Annotated in this window: 20 protein-coding genes; 8 read left to right on the top strand and 12 right to left on the bottom strand. The window is 41.5% G+C overall.

Annotated elements, in window-relative coordinates; all coding sequences use genetic code 11:
• Window positions 1–36 precede the first annotated feature (36 nt).
• Window positions 37–1,287: an aspartate aminotransferase family protein gene (locus HG267_RS16600; RefSeq protein WP_228045632.1), complete on the top strand. Its 1,251-nt coding sequence runs from the start codon at window positions 37–39 to the stop codon at window positions 1,285–1,287.
• 341 nt (window positions 1,288–1,628) lie between these two features.
• Here HG267_RS16600 and HG267_RS16595 read toward each other — a convergent pair whose 3' ends face one another.
• Window positions 1,629–2,462: an HAD-IIB family hydrolase gene (locus HG267_RS16595; RefSeq protein ID WP_045871846.1), complete on the bottom strand. Its 834-nt coding sequence runs from the start codon at window positions 2,460–2,462 to the stop codon at window positions 1,629–1,631.
• 104 nt (window positions 2,463–2,566) lie between these two features.
• Between HG267_RS16595 and HG267_RS16590 the strand changes: the two genes are divergently transcribed.
• Window positions 2,567–3,400 carry a hypothetical protein gene (locus tag HG267_RS16590; protein ID WP_096621984.1) on the top strand — a complete coding sequence of 278 codons (834 nt, stop codon included), beginning with the start codon at window positions 2,567–2,569 and terminating at the stop codon, window positions 3,398–3,400.
• A gap of 27 nt (window positions 3,401–3,427) precedes the next feature.
• Here HG267_RS16590 and HG267_RS16585 read toward each other — a convergent pair whose 3' ends face one another.
• The 3 genes from HG267_RS16585 to HG267_RS16575 form a co-directional block, all read right to left on the bottom strand.
• Entirely contained in the window at window positions 3,428–4,162 is a 735-nt protein-coding gene (locus tag HG267_RS16585) for a DevA family ABC transporter ATP-binding protein (protein ID WP_045872115.1), read from the bottom strand.
• Window positions 4,163–4,327: 165 nt separating this feature from the next.
• Window positions 4,328–5,482: an ABC transporter permease DevC gene (gene devC / locus HG267_RS16580; RefSeq protein ID WP_045872116.1), complete on the bottom strand. Its 1,155-nt coding sequence runs from the start codon at window positions 5,480–5,482 to the stop codon at window positions 4,328–4,330.
• Window positions 5,483–5,720: 238 nt separating this feature from the next.
• Window positions 5,721–7,139 (bottom strand): HlyD family efflux transporter periplasmic adaptor subunit, encoded by a 1,419-nt coding sequence (locus tag HG267_RS16575; RefSeq protein ID WP_045871847.1) that lies wholly within the window; start codon window positions 7,137–7,139, stop codon window positions 5,721–5,723.
• A 1,251-nt stretch (window positions 7,140–8,390) separates the two neighbouring features.
• Between HG267_RS16575 and HG267_RS16570 the strand changes: the two genes are divergently transcribed.
• Both HG267_RS16570 and HG267_RS16565 read left to right on the top strand, forming a co-directional pair.
• Window positions 8,391–8,579, top strand: a complete 189-nt coding sequence (locus HG267_RS16570) for a hypothetical protein (RefSeq protein WP_168161001.1) — start codon at window positions 8,391–8,393, stop codon at window positions 8,577–8,579.
• Window positions 8,580–8,662: 83 nt separating this feature from the next.
• A complete protein-coding gene (locus HG267_RS16565; protein ID WP_045871848.1) occupies window positions 8,663–8,920 on the top strand; it encodes a hypothetical protein in 258 nt (85 codons plus the stop codon).
• Between the two features lie 1,046 nt (window positions 8,921–9,966).
• On the opposite strand, the gene HG267_RS16560 is transcribed toward HG267_RS16565, so the two are convergent.
• The 7 genes from HG267_RS16560 to HG267_RS16530 all read right to left on the bottom strand — a co-directional run bounded on the left by HG267_RS16560 (window position 9,967) and on the right by HG267_RS16530 (window position 16,121).
• Window positions 9,967–10,308: a cupin domain-containing protein gene (locus tag HG267_RS16560; protein ID WP_045871849.1), complete on the bottom strand. Its 342-nt coding sequence runs from the start codon at window positions 10,306–10,308 to the stop codon at window positions 9,967–9,969.
• A 14-nt stretch (window positions 10,309–10,322) separates the two neighbouring features.
• Window positions 10,323–11,492, bottom strand: a complete 1,170-nt coding sequence (locus tag HG267_RS16555; RefSeq protein ID WP_045871850.1) for a zinc-dependent alcohol dehydrogenase — start codon at window positions 11,490–11,492, stop codon at window positions 10,323–10,325.
• A 219-nt stretch (window positions 11,493–11,711) separates the two neighbouring features.
• The gene (locus HG267_RS16550; RefSeq protein ID WP_045872117.1) at window positions 11,712–12,269 is read right to left on the bottom strand and encodes a hypothetical protein; all 558 of its coding nucleotides are present in this window, start codon (window positions 12,267–12,269) and stop codon (window positions 11,712–11,714) included.
• 53 nt (window positions 12,270–12,322) lie between these two features.
• Complete coding sequence (locus HG267_RS16545) at window positions 12,323–13,519, bottom strand: zinc-dependent alcohol dehydrogenase (protein WP_045871851.1); 1,197 nt, start codon at window positions 13,517–13,519, stop codon at window positions 12,323–12,325.
• Window positions 13,520–13,611: 92 nt separating this feature from the next.
• Complete coding sequence (locus HG267_RS16540; RefSeq protein WP_045871852.1) at window positions 13,612–14,313, bottom strand: SRPBCC family protein; 702 nt, start codon at window positions 14,311–14,313, stop codon at window positions 13,612–13,614.
• A gap of 221 nt (window positions 14,314–14,534) precedes the next feature.
• Window positions 14,535–15,632: a DJ-1/PfpI/YhbO family deglycase/protease gene (locus HG267_RS16535; RefSeq protein ID WP_045871853.1), complete on the bottom strand. Its 1,098-nt coding sequence runs from the start codon at window positions 15,630–15,632 to the stop codon at window positions 14,535–14,537.
• An 87-nt stretch (window positions 15,633–15,719) separates the two neighbouring features.
• A complete protein-coding gene (locus tag HG267_RS16530; protein ID WP_045871854.1) occupies window positions 15,720–16,121 on the bottom strand; it encodes a DUF2267 domain-containing protein in 402 nt (133 codons plus the stop codon).
• Window positions 16,122–16,465: 344 nt separating this feature from the next.
• Between HG267_RS16530 and HG267_RS16525 the strand changes: the two genes are divergently transcribed.
• Window positions 16,466–16,873, top strand: a complete 408-nt coding sequence (locus HG267_RS16525) for a DUF6335 family protein (RefSeq protein ID WP_369792187.1) — start codon at window positions 16,466–16,468, stop codon at window positions 16,871–16,873.
• A 205-nt stretch (window positions 16,874–17,078) separates the two neighbouring features.
• Here HG267_RS16525 and HG267_RS16520 read toward each other — a convergent pair whose 3' ends face one another.
• A complete protein-coding gene (locus tag HG267_RS16520) occupies window positions 17,079–18,068 on the bottom strand; it encodes a lysophospholipid acyltransferase family protein (RefSeq protein WP_369792188.1) in 990 nt (329 codons plus the stop codon).
• A gap of 302 nt (window positions 18,069–18,370) precedes the next feature.
• On the opposite strand from HG267_RS16520, the gene HG267_RS16515 reads away from it, so the two are divergent.
• The 3 genes from HG267_RS16515 (at window position 18,371) to HG267_RS16505 (ending at window position 22,742) form a co-directional block, all read left to right on the top strand.
• Window positions 18,371–19,213: an alpha/beta hydrolase gene (locus tag HG267_RS16515; RefSeq protein ID WP_045871856.1), complete on the top strand. Its 843-nt coding sequence runs from the start codon at window positions 18,371–18,373 to the stop codon at window positions 19,211–19,213.
• Entirely contained in the window at window positions 19,203–19,331 is a 129-nt protein-coding gene (locus HG267_RS16510; protein WP_255325260.1) for a hypothetical protein, read from the top strand. Before HG267_RS16515 ends, HG267_RS16510 begins: the two co-directional genes overlap by 11 nt.
• Before the next feature lie 108 nt (window positions 19,332–19,439).
• Entirely contained in the window at window positions 19,440–22,742 is a 3,303-nt protein-coding gene (locus HG267_RS16505) for an ATP-binding protein (protein ID WP_052335278.1), read from the top strand.
• Window positions 22,743–22,901: the final 159 nt, after the last annotated feature.

Genomic DNA, 22,901 nt, shown 5'->3' with positions numbered 1-22,901 from the left:
GTAGTGAGCATAGAAACTCTGGTTGACGCAGCCACCATGCCCCCACAGTCAAATACTTTACCATCTAGTCCGTTTGACCCCAACAGCTTTGATGAAGCAGTTATGTCCACCTATGGGCGATTTCCTATCGCCCTAGAACGGGGCGCAGGATGTAAGGTGTGGGATACTGAGGGGCGGGAATATTTGGATTTTGTGGCTGGAATTGCTACTTGTACTTTGGGACACGCCCATCCAGCAATGGTAGAAGCGGTTACACGGCAAATTCAAAAGCTGCATCACGTTTCTAATTTGTATTACATTCCCGAACAAGGTGAATTGGCAAAATGGATTATTCAACATTCCTGTGCTGATCGCGTATTTTTCTGTAACTCTGGTGCGGAAGCTAACGAAGCAGCAATTAAATTAGCACGAAAATACGCCCATACTGTATTAGAAATTGAAAGACCAATCATTTTAACTGCTAATGCTAGTTTCCACGGGCGGACTTTAGCGACAATTACCGCAACTGGACAACCCAAGTATCAAAAATACTTTGATCCCTTGGTTCCTGGTTTCCACTATGTGCCATACAACGATATTGCTGCGGTAGAGGCGGCGATTAGCGAACTTGATGAAGGTGATTACCGTGTAGCCGCGATTCTTTTAGAACCGTTGCAAGGGGAAGGTGGCGTTCGTCCTGGCGATGTGGCTTACTTTAAAAAGCTACGGCAGATTTGCGATGAAACTGGCATTTTATTGATTTTCGATGAAGTGCAAGTGGGAATGGGACGCAGTGGGAAGTTATGGGGTTACGAACATCTCGGTGTGGAACCGGATATTTTCACCAGTGCAAAAGGACTGGGCGGTGGTATCCCTATCGGCGCAATGATGAGTAAAAAATTCTGCGATGTTTTTCAACCAGGGGAACACGCCAGCACATTTGGAGGTAATCCTTTTGTTTGTGGCGTGGCGCTAACTGTCTGTCAAACCATCGAAAAAGAAAATATTTTACAGAACGTGCAAGATAGAGGTGAACAACTGCGAAATGGCTTAAAAGCGATCGCAGCTAAATATCCCAATCACATTGCTGACGTTCGCGGCTGGGGTTTAATCAACGGACTCGAATTGCAAGCAGATATCACGCTAACAGCAGCTGATATTGTCAAAACTGCGATCGCAGAGGGTGTATTGCTAGTCCCAGCCGGGCCAAAAGTTGTCCGCTTTGTACCGCCATTGATTGTCACAGAACAAGAAATCAACACAGCCTTACAAGCCGTTGACAAAGCTCTGGCTAATGTTAACGCGTAGGTCATGGTATAACAAACACAATTAATCTAGGGTGGGCACTACTGGCAATCTAGCTGAGAAGCAAATATCTGGGCAGTGCCCATCTTATTTTTTATATGGGAGTAATGGCATAACACTACTCAGTTAAGCGTTTTGAACTCAAGATTGGTTTTGGGGAAAAGGTTAAAGGTTAAGGGTTAAAGGTTTTTTCTTTCCCTTGAACCATTCCCCTTTTCCCCTTCACCGACAAGCTTAGTACTATTGTACTATAAACTCAAGCAAGATACTAAGTACTCAATGTTATAAATTGTTACCCATATTCAGCCAAGAGCGTACTGAAAAGCACCCAAATGAAGTTCCAACTACAAATTGATTGGGGTTGTATTCATTACACCTTGCAAAAGATAATTTGATAATTCACAAAATCCTTCGCCTTCCGCAGTGCTAGTTACATAAGCAGGCTGATACTGTAGCTGATTAGCATATTCCAATACATTCGCTACGCCTACAGAGATGGGAAAATAACACCGATCAAATAAACTTTCATCATTAGGACTATCACCCACTGTCACAATTTGTTCTGAAGAATATTGCGGCCAATTTTTCTGTAATACTTGCAACAAACCTACAGCTTTATCTTGAGTTTGCGGTTTAATATGACACTGTACATTACTGTAAGTAAATCCCCATCCCATTTCTTGACATAAATGACTCAGGGTTTGTAATTCTGTGGTATTTAAGGATGCGACATCAAAAGTCCAATCGGTGATGCGAAATCGATTGTCAGTAGATTCTCGGATTTGCGGAAACTGATTTTGTAATTGCTCAAAAGCCGCAGCTAAATTTTGACGATGGCTGACTAAGTCAGAAATGGCTGTTAGTGCTACTGGCTGATCGCTCCCCGCAGGATAAAATAAACCGCCATTTTCTGCGATCGCACCTGCTACAGGCATTAAGCTACTGAGTCCACTCACCCACCCAGCAGAGCGCCCAGTCACAATTAGCACTTTAATATTGGCTGCTGCTAAATTTTCTAAAGCTTGCAAAAGGTTACTGGTAAATTTACCTTTTCTGGTTAAGGTGCCATCCATATCCGTAGCCACCAGTTGAATCTTTTGCCAACAACTTGAGTTCGCTTCAGACAAGGGTAAGAGATTTATGAAACCTTTATCATCAGGGCTAAGGTGTGTGTACATATACGATTTAGTCAAAGTAATAAAAAATAGTAATAATACCGCAAATTAGCATACAAAATTTGGGCACTCTAGCATCAGGAATTAAGTTTAGCAGTTTGTCAATCATGTACAATTTGATTTTTGCAGCCCAAACTTCAGCGGGAAAAGCTAAAAAGACAACCCAAGAAGTACCATCAAAAGCACCACAAAACGCTCCACCGCCGATATTCATGTTTACCTCTGGAGGGTTGTTGTTAGCAGTGATTGCTTTAGTTGCCTATGGCAAATACCTGAAGACTCAACTAGATAAAAAACTCAAGTTTGAACAATTCCGCACCCGAGAACTAGAAAAGAAGTTTAAGCTGGCGCTAGAAACCATTCGCAAAATGGAAACAAATCCCGATTTGGTTAACTCCCGGGATTTCAACTTAGATTATCTGCGGATGCGGATGGCAGAAGAGGTATTTCACTTTGCGATCGTTAATCAAATTAAAATTCAAGTAAAAGAAAAAATTTCTCAAGCTCTACGTCCCAATCAATCCCAGCAAGGATCTGTAGGGATTGCTACTAATACCGGACGACAAGTTGATGAAACTTTTGATGTTGAATATGAAACTGGTACTCCACCAAACATGGCGAAGCGAGTACTATTTCGCGTCCAAGTTCGCTTAATGAAGTTACCAACACAAGCGACTTCTGCCACTATTAGCCAAATTATTGATTGTATCGAAACTTACCTTAGCCCCACAGACGATGAAGATACTTGGCAACCCACAATTCAAGGACGGATTGCTAATATGCATTGGGATCAGAAAGCTAAACCTACTCCTTTGTTAGTGCTAGAGCAATCAAACGATGGTGTCAATGTCTCTTTCCGTACTAGCCGTCAAGCTACTCCTGGTAAGAATGCGCCGCAGCAGCCTGTAGCTAAACAATCAGGCCACGCTAATAATCATTGATTCTTGTAGGGTGCAGCTCTTTCTACTTTATGAGTTCTGATTTCTCAAGCCAGAATCGTAATGGCTGACTACACTTTGAGAATCGCGAGCTAAAAGCCCATCTTCCATTTCTACAATGCGATCGGCTATATCTAAAATGCGGTTGTCATGTGTTACCAACAAAATAGACGTTCCTTGGTCTTTGGCAAGGCGTTGCATGATTTCTACAACATCCCGTCCGGATTGTTTGTCTAAAGCTGCTGTTGGTTCGTCTGCTAGTACAAGGGGAGGATGATTCACCAAGGCGCGAGCGATCGCAATTCTTTGTTTTTGACCACCAGAAAGATTGTCTGGATAGTAATTAATTCTCTCTTGTAACCCAACTGCTGTCAGCATTGCTTCTGATTTAGCAATTGCTTCGCTTTGGGCAATTTCGTCATTTAACTCTACCGCCATCTGTACATTTTGTCTGGCAGTTAAGAATCCTAGTAAATTATGAGCTTGGAAAATATAACCTATTTTCCGGCGGACTTGCACTAACTGATTTTGACTGGCACCTAATAATTCTTCACTGAGAAATTTTAAGCTACCTTCTTGTACAGAACGTAGCCCACCAATCAAGCTCAGTAATGTAGTTTTACCTGAACCTGATGGCCCGGTCATAATTACAATTTCCCCAGCATAAATCTCTAGATTAATGTCAAATAAAATCTGTCTTTTCAGTGCGCCTCTACCATAGTAATGATTGAGATTTTTAATAGCAATTACAGGTTCTTGTCGCATCATAAAGTGGGTAGCTGGATGTTAAGAGTTTACGAAGGTAACTGTAGGTAACAAAATAAGTTATTAATCATCGATTATAAAATAGTATTTTTGATAAGTATTGAGCATTTATAATGATTTTAGTATTGAAAACTTTCTAAATTTATACAGCTAATATTTAATTACTTAAAAGATATCAGCAGGGTCGGCTGAACGTAGCTTACGTACTGCGATCGCACCAGAAACAAAGCACATTACTATTGTTAAAAATAGTACTAAAATAGCACGATCAATGCTCATAAAGACTGGTAGTAATGTAGCATTTCTAGCAGTAGAATACATAAACAATGCAAAAGCAAATCCAGGTATATAACCAATCACAGCTAATAAGAAAGCTTCTTGTAGAATAACTGTTAATAAATAGTTTTGGGTATAACCTATTGCTTTTAAAGTCGCGTACTCAGCCAAGTGATCGGCAACTTCAGTATAGAGAATTTGGTAAACAATTACGGTTCCTACAATGAAGCCCATAATTGTCCCTAAAGTAAAAATAAAACCAATCGCAGTACTACTTGCCCAGTAATTACGCTCAAAATCGATAAATTGTTGCTTGGTTAAAACATTAACATCTTGAGGTAAATAATTTCTTAATTCTTGAGTAACTGCGTTCACATCTGCACCAGGCTTGAGCTTAATTACCCCAATATCAATTAAACCGCGCTGGCGATTATTAAATATTCGCAAAAAGTTAACATCACTAGTAATTAAATTACCATCCGCACCGAAAGATGCGCCTAAAGTAAATAAACCTACTACCTTTATCCGTCGTCTTCTCACTTCTGCTGTGACATTTTTACCTTGCTCAAAATCAGCAGCAATTGGCCCATACTCTACCCGAGAAGAACGGTCATATAAAACTACATCAGGGAGTTTAAGTTTATCTAAATTTTCTACCATTCCGGGTAAGTTAAAAATATTAACTTCCGGGTTAAAACCAAATATCAGAATACTCCGAGGGCGACCTGTTTCTGGATTTCTCCAGGCTGTGTAATCTAAATAGATAGGATGTACTGATTTAACTGCTGGTAAATCTAAAGCTTTATACAAACGTCGTTGAGAAAAACTCCTCATCGACAAGATAGCATTAGACTGACTATTAATTAAAATAATGTCGCCTTCCAAGCTGCTATGTAAACGGACGTTACTATAGTACAAAGCATCTCGGAAACCAAGCTGCATAAACATTAAAATATCAGCAAAGCCAATCCCTGCCAAAGCTACAGCCAAACGGGTTTTTTCCCGTGTCAATTGTAGCCATGATAAAGGAATTTTTTTGTTCATTAAATAGGTAGATAAGAAGTTAGCAATTTTTTCAGCAATCATTAGCCATATAAGATGAATTTTTCAATTAGGAAATAGACCTAAGTCTTTTCCAGCAAACTCAGGATATGGTAGGCATTCGCCACCATAGAGTAATTAAATGAGATAATATTTAACTCAAAAAATATGGGCAATCCAGCACATTATGATTAGCTGATTCAGCTAATAACTAACAGCAACCCTTGACAATTACAACTATTTAATTGTTAATTTCTACAACAACCTTAGCGTAGGTTAAACCTGCAACTTTGGTACTATCTTCTGGCGCGATCGCAATTTTCACTTCTACCACTCTGGCATCTACATCGGCGGCTGGATCTGTATTCAAAACATCTTTCTTACCGATTTTTCTGCCAATTTCCGCCACAGTTCCCTTAAGTTCGCCAACAAAGGCCCCATTATCACTAGATATAGTTGCAGTTTGTCCAAGACGCACTCTACCAATACTGTCTTCTGCTACTTCAGCAATGACAAACATTTGATCGGTTTGTCCAATTTCCGCAATTCCCATTTGGGTGATGGCTTCTCCTGATTTGGTGTGAACTTTTAAAATTTCACCATCAATAGGCGCTCTCACATAGCTCAATTTCAGTTCGGCTTCAGCTTTTCTCACCATTGCGATCGCATTACTCACTTGAGCCTGCGCCATTTGCACATCAGTAGGACTCACTTCTACCAATCGCTTGAATTTGGCTCGTTCTTCATCGATTTGTCTTTGCAAAGTAGCTACAGTTTTATCGCGGTTAACTTTTGCTTCCACAAGTTGCTGTTGCAAAGTCGATAAAGTTTTTACTTGATTTGCTCTCGCTTCTGCAATCTGTTGTTTGATTGTGGCGATCGCTTGTCTGAGACTTGCTTGGCTTTCCACTACCTGCTGATTGCTAGTAATCGCACTCAAGCGTCTTCTATCTCGCTCTTGCTGCGAAATAGCACCTTCTTTATACAACATCTCATAACGTTGAGCATCAACTTGAGCATTCTGCTGTTCAGCTTTAATGCGTGTAAGGGTGGCTCTTAAAGTATCTTTTTGTCCGCTTAGTTCAGCTTCTAGGCGATTAACCATTGCTTGTTGGGCAATTTTTTCGCCACTTAACTGAGCTGCAATGCGTGCGATCGTTGCTTGCTGTGCATCTCTTTCACCACGTAACTGAGCTTCTAAACGAGCAATTACAGAATTTTGGGCTTGAATATCTCTGGGTGAACCTGCTCTAACTTGCGCTAAATTAGCACGGGATTCTTGCAATTTTGCTTTTGCTTCTTCTAATGCAGCTAGTTGGGTATCGTGATTATCCAAAACTGCTAATACTTGACCTTGTTTTACTTTGTCGCCTTCTTTAATGAGCAGTTTTTGGACTCGCGACGAAGCTTGCATTCCCCCCATTGGCGCAGATAGCTTAATTACATCTCCGCGTGGTTCAATATGACCGACAGCAGTAACAGTATTCGCCATCGGTCTAATGGGTACAGATGAAGCTAACTTTCTCAACTGTTCAACTTTAGCTGTACCTAATACACCAGCAGCGATTACTATCGGTAGGGCCACAGCTATGCTCCATAAAACCTTAGGTTGATCGAGCGGCTGTTCCCTTGACTTTGGCTTCTCAGTCACCCTTGACATGATATATTGCCCGTTTATCTGAATTTTGCTGATAGAAGTGAAAAGCGAGTTATACCAATTCGTAATTCGTAGTTCGTAATGAACAACACCAAATTGTATTTACAGCCTATTTCAGGTAAATGAGGTTCGCGCTTCGGATCACGGCACTGCTCATACGTGTCAACTTAAGCTAAAAGCTATATACGGCGCGTGTTGTACAAAAACCCTCGCCCTCATCCCCTCACCCCTTCTCCTGGGGGAGAAGGGGAATTAAATCTCTTGCTCCCCTCTCCTGGTGGGAGAGGGGCTGGGGGTAAGGGGAGAACGTTGTCGCCAAGCGGGTTTCACGTTAAGTTGACACCAATGGGCACTGCTGTGTCCTGACAATTATCTGTACCTCACCAAATTGTGCTGTATTTGATGCCGAATTTTTGAGAATTGGTATTAAGCGCCATTAAATTTGTGCTTTATAACGTTAATTTTGATGATTGAATAACTTGATAGACAGTACTTTTGCTTTGAAGTTTTAAACAGGTCAGTACTGAATACAAAATCATCAAAAACAAGGCGATAAAGAACGATATTTTGTCAGATGAATTATGCTGGTTAAAATTCTGTTTTAAGAAGCGATTTCTAAATTTAAGAAAATAACCAACATAATTAATGAGGTAGACAACTAATTAAAGCGGGTTTTTAGTAGGCAGCTAACTTGTCTTTCAGTAATTTAGTCTATTTACTGATCAATGATAGCTTTACCTTTACTAAAGAGAGCACAAGCCTGGAATAGAATGTTGTCGAAATTTGAATTTTGAAGGAGCGACTTGCTTGCCGCGATTTAAGTGGATGCGGTGAAGTGTGATGGTTATAAAGTAGAAAATCACTCAAGCTAAGACAAAATTACTGGCATGATGCTGCTCAATATAATTAATTAAACCTAACCAGTAATTTACCTTACCTTTCATGAATAATTGAGATTTATGTGATCTGAACTCTTCCAGCTAGTTGATTAACTTTGCAGCAGATTTCAATTATGAATCATAACTGCTATATCAAAGTAGGGTGTTCCTAACATCACATTTTCCTTAATGTTTCTAGTTAACTATTGAGCAGATTTTGTTGCTATCTTTACCAAGAAAACCAACTTTCTTTTGATGTCTATTCCCAAAACTTAGCTGTTCTCTCTGCTGCTGTTTTTACTCCATCAAACTTTGGTTAAATGAATTCTACCTTTATCACTTGGCGGAAAACGTAACAGAACCTACAGATGGGGGATTGGGGATTGGGGATTGGGGATTGGGAAAAGTAGGGATAGTTGCATTTGTGATGGAAAGGGAGGAGATGCGATCGCTTGTGTGCAATCGATGTCTCAAAACTCCTGTAGCAGCAGTTGCACCGTTGCTGATTTTAGAGAACTGGAACGTTCCGCTTTGCAACAGCAGCACAAACTCACGTACAACGTAAAGTTATAAGAAGTTTACTTTTCAAGAGTAATATTGATTTTGTATTGTTAGATACAGAATTAATTTGCCACTAGCCCATTAGTCATGAAACTAGATTTTGATAGACCAGGTTTTGCAGTGCCTTTCAAAAGGCAGAATTTGAATTGTATCAGTAAAGCTTGTACTCTAGAGCAGTCACAGCAGGTTTCTGCATCTCGCTGGGTAAAGCTGTTACAACTTCCTAATCCATATAGTTTTGACGAAGCACTGTTATTGTGTGCGGTTTCTAAACATGAGTGGTTAGCGTGGATTCCAGATCATGGCGAAGTGGTACTGCATATTAGCGAGTTTACCGCTAAGTAGCCAAGGCTTGAGCCTGAGCAAGGCATTTATGACACTGAGTTGTTCTCTAAGATTTGAATTAGTTGAAATTTACTAAAATTGCTCAATTTTTCCAAAATTTTGGAGTTATTTAAGCCCTCAAGAAAGGCTGGCTTGTAATTCAAACTACTTTACATAATGCAAGTAAAAACTTCTATACAAGTAAACATTAGTTGCAATCGTAATTTCCTTAAGCTAAGAGTGATAACTTATTAATTGAAGCGAAAGAAGCTTCCCTGGCAGATCCAACAGTTAAACAAAGAAAGAGGTAAAACCACTGTTTAAATATCTGTCTCGTCAACGGACAACAACACCCAAATCGAACGCTTACATTTCCTCAAATTATTCTAAAAGAGGGCTATGTAACTGATTTTTAGAATATCACGGTGAGCGTGAGTTAAATCGGTACAACCCTGAATGTTTCTGAGAAAAGAGAGGAAATAACTAAGTTAGTAAGAGCTTGGGTGTTGTTGTTTTAAGTATGTAATTTTAAGAAAATATTGTCAGCAGATTTTAGGCGATCGCAGTATTAATTCTCATAAAAAATTAGTCCCCCAATTCTCTACAAATAGGGGGAAATGATGAAGGTTTTATTCTGCTTCCAAAGCCAAATTAGAGGTCTATTCATCAATGATAGCCTCTATTAAACCTCTGGGTTTTTGATAGTAACAGACTCAATAAGTAGTTACACAAAATTAATTACACAATGTCATTGCGAATGTAGCGTTCGCGTAGCGTCCCGTTCGCGTAGCGTCTCCGTCAGGAGAAGGGAAGCGAAATGAAGCAATCGCAAGGGCTGGGATTGCTTCGCTTCGCTCGCAATGACTGTAAATATTTTTGTTTAGGTACTTAATATTGAATATTTAGAACCATAGATACACACAAGAAAACACCGATAAATCTAGTGAATTTATCAGTGCAAATCTGTGTTGATCTGAGGTTAAATTTTTATGAAAGAAGATAGAGTACAGTGCTGAGTGAAAATACTATTTCCAAATACCTAGTCCCCAGTCTCCAGTCCCCAATCCCTAATTCTCATCCCGTCCATGAACTTGGGCAGGTGGGCTAGTCGCTTCAACGGCGGTAAATGGTTCTAAAATTTTGTAAGTGTGGCTTGAGCCTTTAGGAACCACCCAAGAATTGCCTGGTTCTAATAAAATTGTTTGCCCTTCAATGTGTAACTCGGCACGACCGTTAATTACATAACCAACTGTTTCATATTCGCGGGATGCTGGTGGTTTTCCTTCGCTGGGTTGTTCGTTTTCCCACATCCGCATAGCCACAGTCTTGCCAGATGCAAGATATTTTTGGCCGAGTTTACCTTTAGGAGAATGAGTTGAGTCTACTTTTTTAACACTGGTATCACTCATATTCCATTAATTCCTTATGGTTTGAGTACAACTTTGATACAGTTATCTTTTTTATGTTTGAAAATTTCGTAGGCGTGGGGTGCTTGGTCGAGAGGTAGGCGGTGGGTAATGATAAACGACGGATCGATATCACCTTTTTGGATATGTTCTAGCAGTGGTTTGACATATCTATGAACGTGAGTCTGTCCCATTTTGAAAGTCAAACCCTTATTCATGGCAGCACCCATAGGTATTTTGTCTAAAAAGCCACCGTAGACTCCGGGTATAGATAGGTGTCCGCCTTTACCACAAGCGACAATTGCTTGCCTTAAAGCTGTGGGACGGTCTGTTTCTAGACGTACTGCTTGCTTGACTTTGTCGTAAACCGCCATTGCATCTGTACCATGTGCTTCCATTCCCACAGCATCAATACAAGCGTCAGGGCCACGACCACCGGTCATTTCTTTGAGTGCTTCGCCTACATCCATTTCTTCGTAATTTAAAATCTCGGCTTTGCCATAGTCTTTAGCCATTTGGAGGCGTTCGGGGATGCGGTCAATGGCGATCACTCTTTCTGCACCCAACATGAATGCGCTTCTGATGGCGAATTGCCCAACTGGGCCACAACCCCACACAGCGACAACATCACCTGGTTTGATGTTGCAGTTTTCTGCTGCCATGTAACCAGTCGGGAAAATGTCGGTTAAAAATAGTACTTGCTCATCGGTTAAACCATCGGGAATTTTGAACAAGCCGACATCCGCAAAAGGTACTCTGGCATACTCTGCTTGACCACCAGCGTAACCGCCCAACAAATGAGAGTAGCCAAATAGACCTGATGGTGAATAGCCCATCTGCTTTTCTGCTAACCAAGCATTAGGGTTAGAGTTATCGCATAAAGACCATAAATCGCGCTGACAGAAGAAACAAGAACCACAGGAAATAGTGAAAGGAACAACGACGCGATCGCCTACTTTCACATGAGTTACACGACTCCCCAATTCAACGACTTCCCCCATAAATTCATGGCCCAGGATATCGCCCTTTTGCATTGTGGGAATATAGCCGTTGTAAAGATGCAAATCTGACCCACAGATTGCTGTGGAGGTAATTTTGATAATGGCATCACGGGGGTTAATCAGTGTGGGGTCAGGAACTGTATCCACCCGCACATCGTTTGCTCCATGCCAGCAAACTGCTTTCATAATTATTAATCCTTAGCTTTTAAACTTTGTGCTTTGTCAGAATTGGAGACATGATTAATCTTGGAGATGCAATTAATCTTTGAGACGCGATTAATCGCGTCTCTACAATTGCTGACAATCTCTTATTTTGTGGGTATATTGCCCGACCTAACTATACAATTTGAATGCTATCTAGCTGATTGTTATGGTGGGCAATACCTAAAATTTAAGAGAGATAATTTAGTCTCTAGAACCGGAATTGATTACTTCTCCAACTTTGTTGTTGATGGAACCAACAAAGTCTTTTGTAGCTTGAGGAGTATCTTCATCTAGGTTGAGCTTTTCGCGGATACTATTAGCAGCTTTACCTAGTTTATTTTGGCTATTTTCAATGAGGTTATTGTCGGGGGTGCCTTTGTAGTAGGTACCTTCTGGTGTTTTTACTGTCTCACCAATGTTGCCTCGATTGGAACTATTGCTAGAAGTATTGCCATAGTATCCTCGGCTATCGTAAGAGCTGCGATCGTCATTGAAATTCCGTCTGATATTATCGCCAGAATTTGATTTGAGGCTATCTACAGCTTTGTCTATCAAGTTACCACCACTGCTGCCGCTACCAATGTTATCGGGTGTGCCTTTATAATAGATTCCCTCTGGTGTTTTGACAGTATCGGCTTGTGCTTGCATTCCATTACTGTAGCCGAAAAACTGCATTCCCAAAAACGCCAAACCTAATAGAAAAACCATCGCAATCCGGCGGACTAGTACATTTTGTACCCAAGCAAATACACGTGTCATAGACATCCTCTATTTTATTACAATGTGTAGGTTGTTAATAGCTAAAAGCTATTTCAAGGTTTAAGAACAACTTTGATACAGTTGTCTTTTTTCTGTTGAAAAATCTCGTAACCGTAGGGTGCTTGCTCTAGCGGTAATTGATGGGTAACAACAAAAGATGGATCGAGTTTTCCATCCAAAATGAGATTTAGCAACCGATGCATATATTTCTGACCATGCATTTGTCCCATTCTGAAGGTTAGACCTTTATTAATCGCTGCACCAAAGGGCATTTTGTCTACGAATCCACCGTAAACACCCATAATGGAAAGAGTGCCACCTTTACGTGCAGCCACCATCATTTGCCGTAGTACATGGGGACGGTCGGTTTCTAATCTCAGCTTTTGTTTTGTCTGATCGTAGAAGTCTTCTAGACCTACACCATGTGCTTCTAAACCCACTGCATCAATGCAAGCATCGGGGCCACGGCCACCAGTCATCTCTTTCAACGCTTCGCCAGCATCAACGTCTTCGTAGTTAATCGTTTCTGCTTTGGCAAACTTTCTCGCCATTTCTAGACGTTCAGGAAAGCGATCGATCGCAATCACTCTCTCTGCACCCATCATGTAGGCGCTAATCATGGCAAACTGTCCGACAGCACCGCAACCCCAGACGGCTACGGTATCACCGGGTTGAATATCGCATAATTCGGCTCCCATATAGCCGGTGGGAATCGCGTCGGAGATGAATAACAACATCTCGTCCGGTAAATCGGGAGGAACTTTCACTACACCCACATCAGCAAAAGGTACGCGTATATATTCGGCTTGTGCACCTGCATAACCACCTAACAGATGAGAGTAGCCGTAAATTGCTGAGGTTATATTGCCGTATAGTTTTTCTTCCATCCAACCTTTAGGATTGGAATTATCGCACAGCGACCACATATCACGTCGGCAATAGTTGCAGTGACCACAGCCAATTGTGGAGGGAACAACGACACGATCTCCAGGGAGAAGCCGCTTCGCGTCTACGCCTACTTTTAAATTGTTGACTCCACTACCTACTTCTACTACTTCCCCCATAAATTCGTGACCAATGATGTCACCCTTTTGCACTGTGGGAATATAGCCACCGTAAATATGTAAATCTGAGCCACATATCGCTGTGGATGTAATTTTGATAATTGCGTCACGCGGGTTGAGAATTGTGGGGTCTGGTACTGTCTCTACCCGGACTTCATTAGCACTTTGCCAACAGACAGCTTTCATAATTTAGTCCATAGTCATTGGTCATTGGTCATTAGTCATTAGTCATTGGTGTAGATTGCAAATGACACAGAACAAAAGACAAGTGACAAACACTAATGACTCCGTCCAGAGGGTTGACCTTCTGTAGTAGCGATTTCTCCAGCTTCCATCAGCATTTTGAAGCGGCGTAAATCATCGCCAATTTGTTGTTCTGGTTCTTCACCAAAGAGTTTGGCGAATACAGCTGCTAAAGCTCCACCAGGGGGGTTATATTCTAGAACTACTTTGACTTCCGTACCGCGATCGCCTGGTGCTTTTTGAAAGCGTACAAAACCAGAATTATCCACGTCTGCGCCTTCTACGGAAGCCCAAGAAATAAACTGATTTTCTCTATCTTCTAAAATATCTGCATCCCATTCCACACTGTTACCTAAAGGTGCATTGGCAATCCAATGAGAACGTTTTTCGTTGTCCACCTTCACAGATTTGAGATGTTTCATAAATGTGGGCAGTTTTTCAAAGTCGTGCCAATAGCGGTACAGTTCCTCTGGCGATTTATTGATAGTTACTGTCTTTTCAACTTTGATCGGTTTATTCATCCCCACAATTTCCTGTGCTTGCTGGATTGTGCTTTGTTTGGTGACACCTTGATATATCAAACCGCCACCAGCCAAAGCCGTTAGCGCACCTCGCAAAGAGCCTTGCTTTAAACCCATTAACACCATAGCTCCGCCACCAATTAAAGAAGCCCAACGTTCGGCTTCACTGGCTTCACCCTGATTGGTATTTATCTGATCTCCCGGAGTTGCAGTCATACAATTTTAGATTTTAGATTTGGGATTTTCGATTGATTCCACAGATAAATCCGGAGGCTTGTACCATCAACTAACTATTGGTCATTTTTCTCCTGATTACTGTAAAATGACCACTGAAGACGCAAAGGCTCTCTTCTCTCTCTAGTTCTTTGCGTAACGGACACTTTCCACTTTGGGTTATCCCTGCTGAAAAGTGTCCTCTCCTGTGGTTCAAGCAGAATTTACATAGCGGTAGCTGCGCCTGTAGTTGGCTTAGGTGGCTTAACTTCAGCACCTAAAGCGTTACGATACAGCCCTACCAATCGTTGTTCGTATTGCAACAAATTCTGATATATTTCTTTGAAAATAGCGGTGGCTACCGGATCTGTCAGTTTCGCCCACAAATTGCCAATGTCGCCAATACCTGTTTGTAAGTCGCCCAAAGCTGAACGGATTTGATATATATCATCACTTCCAGTTAAGGCGGTTTTCACCTTGGCGTATTGTTCTGCGACATTTACAGCTAAGGAAGGTTTTTCGCCTAGCCTGTCGAGATAGGTTTCGATGATTTGGATATGGCGCTGTTTAGTACCGATGAGTTCTTGAAACAGCGATCGCGCTTCTGTGTTAGATTCTTTTTCAAGATATTTTTCTAATGCTTCCAAAGAATAGCGCTCACCAGCCAAAGCCGTATTTAAATTTTTAACGATATCGCCTTTGGTTGAGCCACCCCAAGCATCAGCCAGCTTCCACCATTCTGCAGTTGTATCCTTCTCGCTAGGTAATGCCGCATCTTTACCACCGTAACCCAAACGGCTGAGAATCGCTGTGGTGAAAATCGCCAAATCTCCAGGTTCACGGGAAGTAATTAAATTACCATCCACTACTAGCGCCTCATCTTTAAAATCTGCGCCAGCATTGATAATATCTTTGCGGATCGCTCTAAAACCCGTGATGCGCTTACCTTGAAGTAAATCGCCTTCAATTAACAGTTGTGGCCCGTGACATACCGCCGCTACCCATTTTCCTTGCTGTACAGCTTCTTGTACAAAGCGTACTGTATTGGGGTTGCGACGCATTTTATCGGGAGCCATACCACCAGGAATTACCACAGCATCAAATTCCGATGCGATCGCTTCTGTGGTGGTAGCATCTGCTTGGATGCTAACTTTACCTTGTTTTCCCTTATACTTCTCATTCATGCGTCCGCCGAGGACTACTACCTCCATCCCCGCTTGTTTTAAGCCATTGTAAGGAACAGTAAATTCTGCATCCTCAACCCCATTTTCTATGAGAATTGCCACCTTTTTCTTAGCAGAATGATTGTTAGTGTGTGCCATCTAATTTTTCCTATGTAACTGTAAATTCGGCTACCTAAAATAGTTAACAATTTTGTTAATTTTTTTATCCCCTATGGGAGATATTTTCTATGTAGAAACTTCACTACTTGAGACGCTAGTAAAGAGTTCTTCGTAATCGTGAGAAAAATAACCATGAAAACTAGCAAACTTTTCTGGAACAACTGCATTTTGTAGCACAGCAAAAACTGCTCTCACATGAATAGCGGTAGTTGTAGGTTCAATATTTTCTTTTTGACTAGTACGGTTAATAAACTCTTGCAGATTAAAACTTTGTCCTGGTTGCCCTTGACTTGTTTCTAAATATTTCCTGATTTCTCCAGGTAACTGTTCTGCTAATGCTTGTACTTCATCTGCAGGAATTCTTTCCTTAATTGTTTCTAATGTCGCACGGGTAGCACGTTCTGCCTCTACACGAGAATCTGATAGAGCCAGGCTTTGTACGTGGGTAATAAACTCTTCGTATTGCACTTTCTACCTCCGTTTTTCCCCATTCATGCTGTGAATTAGCATTCAGGTAGTTGAGAGCAACAAGAAAATTCAAAAAAGATTAATTGAATATATTGTTAATTTTTTGAATAAAAATTAGTTATAAGTAATAAGCCACTAAGCAAATTTTTCCTTTATTAACTTATTACTCATAACTAATAACTTCAACTACACGGGGTTTGACCATGAATTCATATTTACAAGGTTATTGTTCAAATCTGGAATTATCTTCGTTCCCAAGGGATAGATTCTTTTATTTCTAAAGTTATACATCCCTGGTTAGACACAGCTTCTGTTAGTAAAAGGTTATGGTGAAGATGCACCAAATGACTAGCATTATGGCAGAAGAAAATCATAACCAAGAAATCAACTCTGATGATTTGCCTCAGGCAATCACCGAATCCTACGGTACTGGGGTGAAAGACTTGCCAGGGTACAATATCGGTGGGCGTTCCATACAAGCAGAACGGCGTGAGTATACAGAAACTAGTCCTGAACTGACTGGTGGTGATGTTGATGCTTATTGGGAAGATGCGGATGCTGTGGGGGATGAAGCAGTGGGTGGTACTGCTCCCACTCCCGATCAAAACGTCACTGAAGATTTGGAAGCTGCAGTAGGATTAGAAATGGACGATCGCTCTTTCCTCCGCACTAACGATATCTTAGAAGAGCGTGACGATCGCCGTTGGGAATTAGATCCGATGTCCTCTGAAGATTATCAACAACGAAAATAGCTCGCTGTTGTGTAGTTTAACTCTCGCCAGAATCCAAAGTCTCTTGCGAGGTTTCCTCCGTAGAGGCGTAGCGGCTCAGGTATTAGGGACTTCCACCTAAAAAATATTCTATCGCTAGGGTAGCAGAGGGAGAGAAAGAATTTGCTCAATATCTTCGCCCTTGCTGATTGAATAATTTAATGTCTGGAAGTCCCTAAAGAAATCTTTACCAAAATAAGTGATTGAGGAAATTACATAATAACTTTGGCCCAGTTGGTTCTTGATAATCTGTTGGTAAAAGAGCTTGCATTTCAGATTGCAATTTCAACAATACTTGCTCAACTTCTTGACGTTTGGGTATGGGATTTTGAGCAAAATATAATGGTTGACCAAATCTAATAGTGAACTTTTTTCTTAAGTAAAGATTATGAGTGCCAATCAGCGCTACTGGTACAATTGGTACTCCAGATTTTAGAGCATAAATTACAGTTCCTCGCTTCAAAGGAAGGTGTAAATTTCCTTCAGTTTCTCCGAGTCGTCCTTCAGGAAATAAAACTATCCCATCACCACGAGTCAAAATTGTCAGCACAATGCGATCGATTTGTCTTAATGTTTGAATATCTGTACCTTTAGGAACATTCTGTTCAATTTCTGTCGCTAATTCTAATAGTTCTTTTCGTCCAGCTTTCGCCTCTGCAATTACTGCAAATTCTTCTTTCCACATCCTTTCTAAAGGGATGACACCACCAGCAAATCCTAAAATGAAGCGTTTCCACCACTTGTTATAAAGGGTACGAGCATCACCCAAAATATAGTAGTAAGGTGCGGTAGGAATTTCGCTGAGTAACAGAAAGGGGTCAATATGGTGGAGATGGTTGACGGCTAAAATTGCTGGTTGTTGAGGAAATCTTTCTAAGTATTCTACCTGGACTTGAAAAAAAGTATGAATTAGCGATCGCAACACTAAACGACGCACTCCAGGGTTAACTCGCGGTTCTGGATACTGGGAAGTCATGTCTGTTAACTGTTGCAGCGTTTTTGCAATCTGCTGGCGCACAGCAGGATCGACAGCCGCAGCTAAACCCTCTCGTACTCGGTTAATGCTTTGGGCAGTCAAGGGTGGTACGTTGGGTAGTTGTGTTTGATTTTCTCGGGAATTAGATTTTTCTTTTGCAAATATCTGAGAATTGTTCTCTTCTGTGTAGTCTTGAGTCACAACTTCACTACAAATATTGTGAATAATAGCCTGATTGAATTTGTAAATAAATCTTAGTTCTTGTTGTGCAATTATTAACTAATCTCTGGTTATAAAAATATTAATAGGACTTACGCAAATGTCATATTTTTTCGTTGAGGCTGTCAAGGGGAGCCAGTCACGTGCGGAGGTTCCCTCCGTTGAGTGAACTGGCGTTCAAAAGTCAAAAGTCAAAAAAACTTGAATTTTTAATCCTTGACTCTTACACAAGAAGATAGATGTACCAGTCGCGTAAGTCCTGATAACTACAATCTCAAATTTAAATGGTGTACCATAGCGAAGATACTTTCAAAGGTTTGGGTGAGCTTGATCTCTATTACCAAAGCTGGTTTCCAGAAGGTCAATTAAAGGGAATCTTGGTAATTGTGCATGGATTGGGGGCGCATAGTAGCAGATTTGGAAATATTATTGACCAACTGATACCTCAACAATATGCTATCTACGCTTTTGATATGCGTGGTAATGGAAGTTCCCCAGGACAGCGAGGCCATATTAATAGTTGGGCTGAGTTTCGTGAAGACTTGAGAGTTTTCATCAAGTTAATTGAGATTCAGCAGCCAGGATTTCCACTTTTTATTATGGGTCAAAGTTTAGGTGCAGTGGTTGTCTTAGACTATATTTTGCACTATCCCAATGAAGTATCTACATTAAAAGGTGCGATCGCTTTAGCACCTGCTTTGGGAGTAGGTGTGTCAAAATTCCGCCTACTTTTAGGTCAGTTACTTTCCCGCATCTGGCCGCAGTTCAGCCTCAGTACTGGTCTGGATTTGTCTTCAGCTTCCCGTGATCAAAAGATTTTAGCTGCTTACGCCCAAGACCCCCTACGTCATACTTTAGGAACTGCGCGTTTAGCTACGGAGTATTTAGCTACCGTAGATTGGATTTATACTCATGCTCCTGAGTGGCAATTACCGCTACTAATTCTCCACGGCGAAGCTGATAAGGTAGCTTTACCAGAAGGAGGAGAGAGATTTTACGATTTAGTTTCTGCCAAAGATAAGCTGCGGATTGTATATCCCGGGGCGTATCATGAGTTACACAATGACATCAATTACAAAGAGGTAGTGGCTGATTTGCAAAATTGGCTAGACTGTCATGGGGATTAGGGATGAGGGGGATGGGGGAGATGAGGGAGATGAGGGGGATGAGGGGGATGAGGGAGAAATAATTACCCATTACCCATTACCCATTACCCATTACCAAATGACAAACCCCCTTTTTTAACTGTCATCTTCCTATAGATAGGTTATCGCAAAACTTTAAGTCAGATTTCTTAAATGAAACTGTGTGATTTAATAAATTTAGCCATATAGGTATACGGGTAGTGCCTCTGTGAAGCGTGATAAGAGGGGTAAGTTTATCCAAAGTTGGGGATTAGAAGCGAAGCAGGCAGTTAACCTATCGTTGACGAAGACGGCTTGGCAACTATTACAGCAGGAGGCACATAAACGTGGCATTTCTCGTTCTGAACTTGTAGAACGTTTTGCCCGGAGTTTAGAACTTGATACTGCTGATAATTATGTTGCCAAAAGTAATGACACAGTTGCAGCGCTACTAAATCTCCATAATAGCGATGTCTACGACGGGCTATGCCTACACACTGCCGATGCAATACTGAATGTAGTACAGGTTGACAATACAGAGATTAGCAGTACATATACGGCAAATGGGCAGCAAGCTGAAGATTGGTTTCGGCAAGTTCTTGATGTCATCCCTCATATAGTTTGGACTTGTAAACCGAATGGGGAATTAGAATACTTCAACCAGCAGGCCCTTGATACCTTTGGTGTCAACTTGCAACAACTCCTAGCTAATGGTTGGTATCCATTAGTTCACCCAGAGGATTTACAACAATGTATCAAGACCTGGATGGCAACAGTGGCTACAGGTAACGATTACCAAATAGAATGTCGTTTGAAAATTGCTGACGGCTCTTATCGCTGGCACTTGACAAGGGCAATTCCTAACCGCGATCGCACAGGAAAAATTACCCGTTGGTATGGTACTTCCACTGATATTAATGACCGCAAGCAATTAGAACAAGTATTTCAACAGCAAGCTCAAGCTCAAGCTAATCAAAGCCAATGGCTGGAGGCGGTACTAAATTTGCTACCGATTCCATTGGTATTTATTGACCCAAATACTACTTGTTTTACCTTCTCCAATAAAGCTGCAAAAGCAATGGCAGGAGGTGAAATGTATAGCGATCGCCCCTCTGGAATATACGATCAGGACTTTTACTGTACCGATGCTACAGGAAAGCTGATCCCATCTGAGCAACTGCCGACATTCCGCGTCACCCTAGGCGAAACAATTCAAGGCGCAGAGTTGAATTGGCATACCCCAACTGGTGTTTACCCATTGTTGGTTCATGCTGATACTTTACCTGCAATGTACGATCGCCCGGCAACTTGTGTGATGGTGTTTCAGGATATTAGCGATCGCAAACGCATAGAACAACGAGAAAAGTTTCTGGCGCAAGCATCGCAAACTTTTGCCGCCGCTAGGTTAGATTTACAAACTTTGTTGGATACCATCACTCAACTGATTGGCAATTTAACTGGTGATTCCTGTGTCTTGAGTTTGTTATCTCAGGATCAACTTTGGCTAGATACGGTTTCTTCTTACCATGTCAATCCCGAAATTCGGGAATTTATCGGTGAACTACTCGCTCAACGGCGTTCTATTGATGATGGCATGAGTGGACTTGTTGCCCAAACAGGCGAAACGATTTTTTTGCCAGTTGCTTCACCAGAAGAAATTCGTAAATCTATTAAGCGAGAATATTTACCCTATGTCGAGCGCTACGGCGTTTACAGTTTGTTAATGATACCGTTGCAGGTACAAGAACAAATTATTGGCACTCTGAGCATTTCGCGGGAAAGGCCTGGAGAACCTTATAGCAACGAAGACCGCAGATTATTTCAAGATATCGCAGACCGAGCAGCGATGGCGATCGCAAATGCTCGACTTTACCAACAAGTCAAGCAAACTGCTAACCGTAACGCTAGTTTACAGTTAGTTACCACCGCCCTTTCGGAATCGCTGACACCAACGGAAGTTGCAGAAGTAATTGTAGAACAAAGCTTTGCTGTTTTAAATGCGGCTGCGGCTTTAGTAGCAGTTGTCTGTGAAAATGGCCAGGAATTAGAAATCATTCATTCTATCGGTTTTCAGCTAGAAGTAGTCAAAAGTTGGCAGAGAGTTGCCATTAATGTATCATCTCCCCTATCGGATGCAGTGCGTACTGGCAAACCGATTTGGGAAGAGTCGATAGAGCAGCGAGTCAAGCGCTATCCGCATCTGGCAGATATCTATGCTAATTATGATTATGCTGCTTGGATTTCCTTACCCCTCATGCTGGAAGGTCGAGCAGTGGGAGGAATTACCCTTGGGTTTCAAGAATTTTCTGCACTTAATCAAGATGAGCGAGCATTTATCTTAGCTTTATCACAACAAGCTGCTGGTGCGATCGCTCGTGCCCAACTTTACGAAGCCGAAAAACGCGCTAGAGCCGCAGCAGAAGCAGCCAACCGCACAAAAGACGAATTTCTCGCTATCCTCTCTCATGAACTGCGAACACCATTAAGTCCGATTCTTGGCTGGACTAAATTACTTCGTAGTGGCAATCTTCATGCCAATAAAACAGCCGTAGCGCTAGAAACCATCGAGCGCAATGCCAAGTTACAAGTCCAGCTCATTGACGATATCTTGGATATTTCGCGCATTTTACAGGGTAAGTTCAGTTTAAATTCTGATGCTGTTGACCTGAAAGAGATTATTAGCGCAGCTGTAGAAACTGTACATTTAGCAGCCGCAGCTAAAACAATTCCCATCCACACTGATTTTGCAGTTGATGTTGGACAGGTATTAGGTGATGCAGCAAGATTGCAACAAGTTATCTGGAATTTGCTCTCAAATGCAGTGAAGTTCACACCTACAGGGGGTAGGGTAGAAATTCGTTTAGAGAAAAATGGTTCACAGGCGCAAATTCAAGTTATAGATACAGGTAGAGGTATCAACCCAGAATTCTTACCCTACGTCTTTGATTATTTCCGGCAAGCTGATAGCAGTATTACCAGAACTTTTGGGGGTTTAGGATTAGGATTGGCGATTGTCCGACAAATTGTCGAACTGCATGGCGGAACTGTCAAAGCCGAAAGTCCAGGTATAGAACAGGGTGCTACCTTCAGCGTTAATTTACCTTTATTACCGACACCAAAATTAAAAACAGCAGTGGAACAATCAATAACAGATAGCCTGAGTTTGCAGGGAATTCAGGTGTTAGCTGTAGATGACGAAGTAGATAATTTAGACTTAGTTAATTTTATTTTAGAAGAAGCAGGCGCTAACGTTATCTCCGTATCTTCTGCCACAGAAGCATTACAGCTACTCCAGCAAACTCAACCCGACATTTTGCTAGCGGATATTGGAATGCCAAAAATCGATGGCTATACATTAATCCGCGAGATTAGAGAACAAGGGGGAAAAATCCCTGCGATCGCTTTAACAGCCTACGCTGGGGATATGAACAAAAAGCAGGCTCTGCAAGCTGGTTTTCAGTTCTATCTCTCCAAACCCGTTGATCCAGACGAGTTAATCCAGGCGATCGCGCAAATTGTTCAGCGTGAATAATTGCGATCGTATCTACCTCAAACTCATATAAATTTGAAAAAAGACTGCGACAGATGCTAAATCCCAGCAGGGTTGGCTGAAAAATCAAAGGTGATACCAATTTGAAAAAAGAATGCGAGAGATTGTAGGGGCAAGGCAATGCCTTGCCCTCTAGAATAT

The organism is Tolypothrix sp. PCC 7601, assembly GCF_025677855.1.
Classification (GTDB): domain Bacteria; phylum Cyanobacteriota; class Cyanobacteriia; order Cyanobacteriales; family Nostocaceae; genus Aulosira; species Aulosira diplosiphon.
The sequence above is the reverse complement of the archived record's forward strand: the minus strand, read 5'-3'. Positions and strand labels throughout refer to the sequence as shown.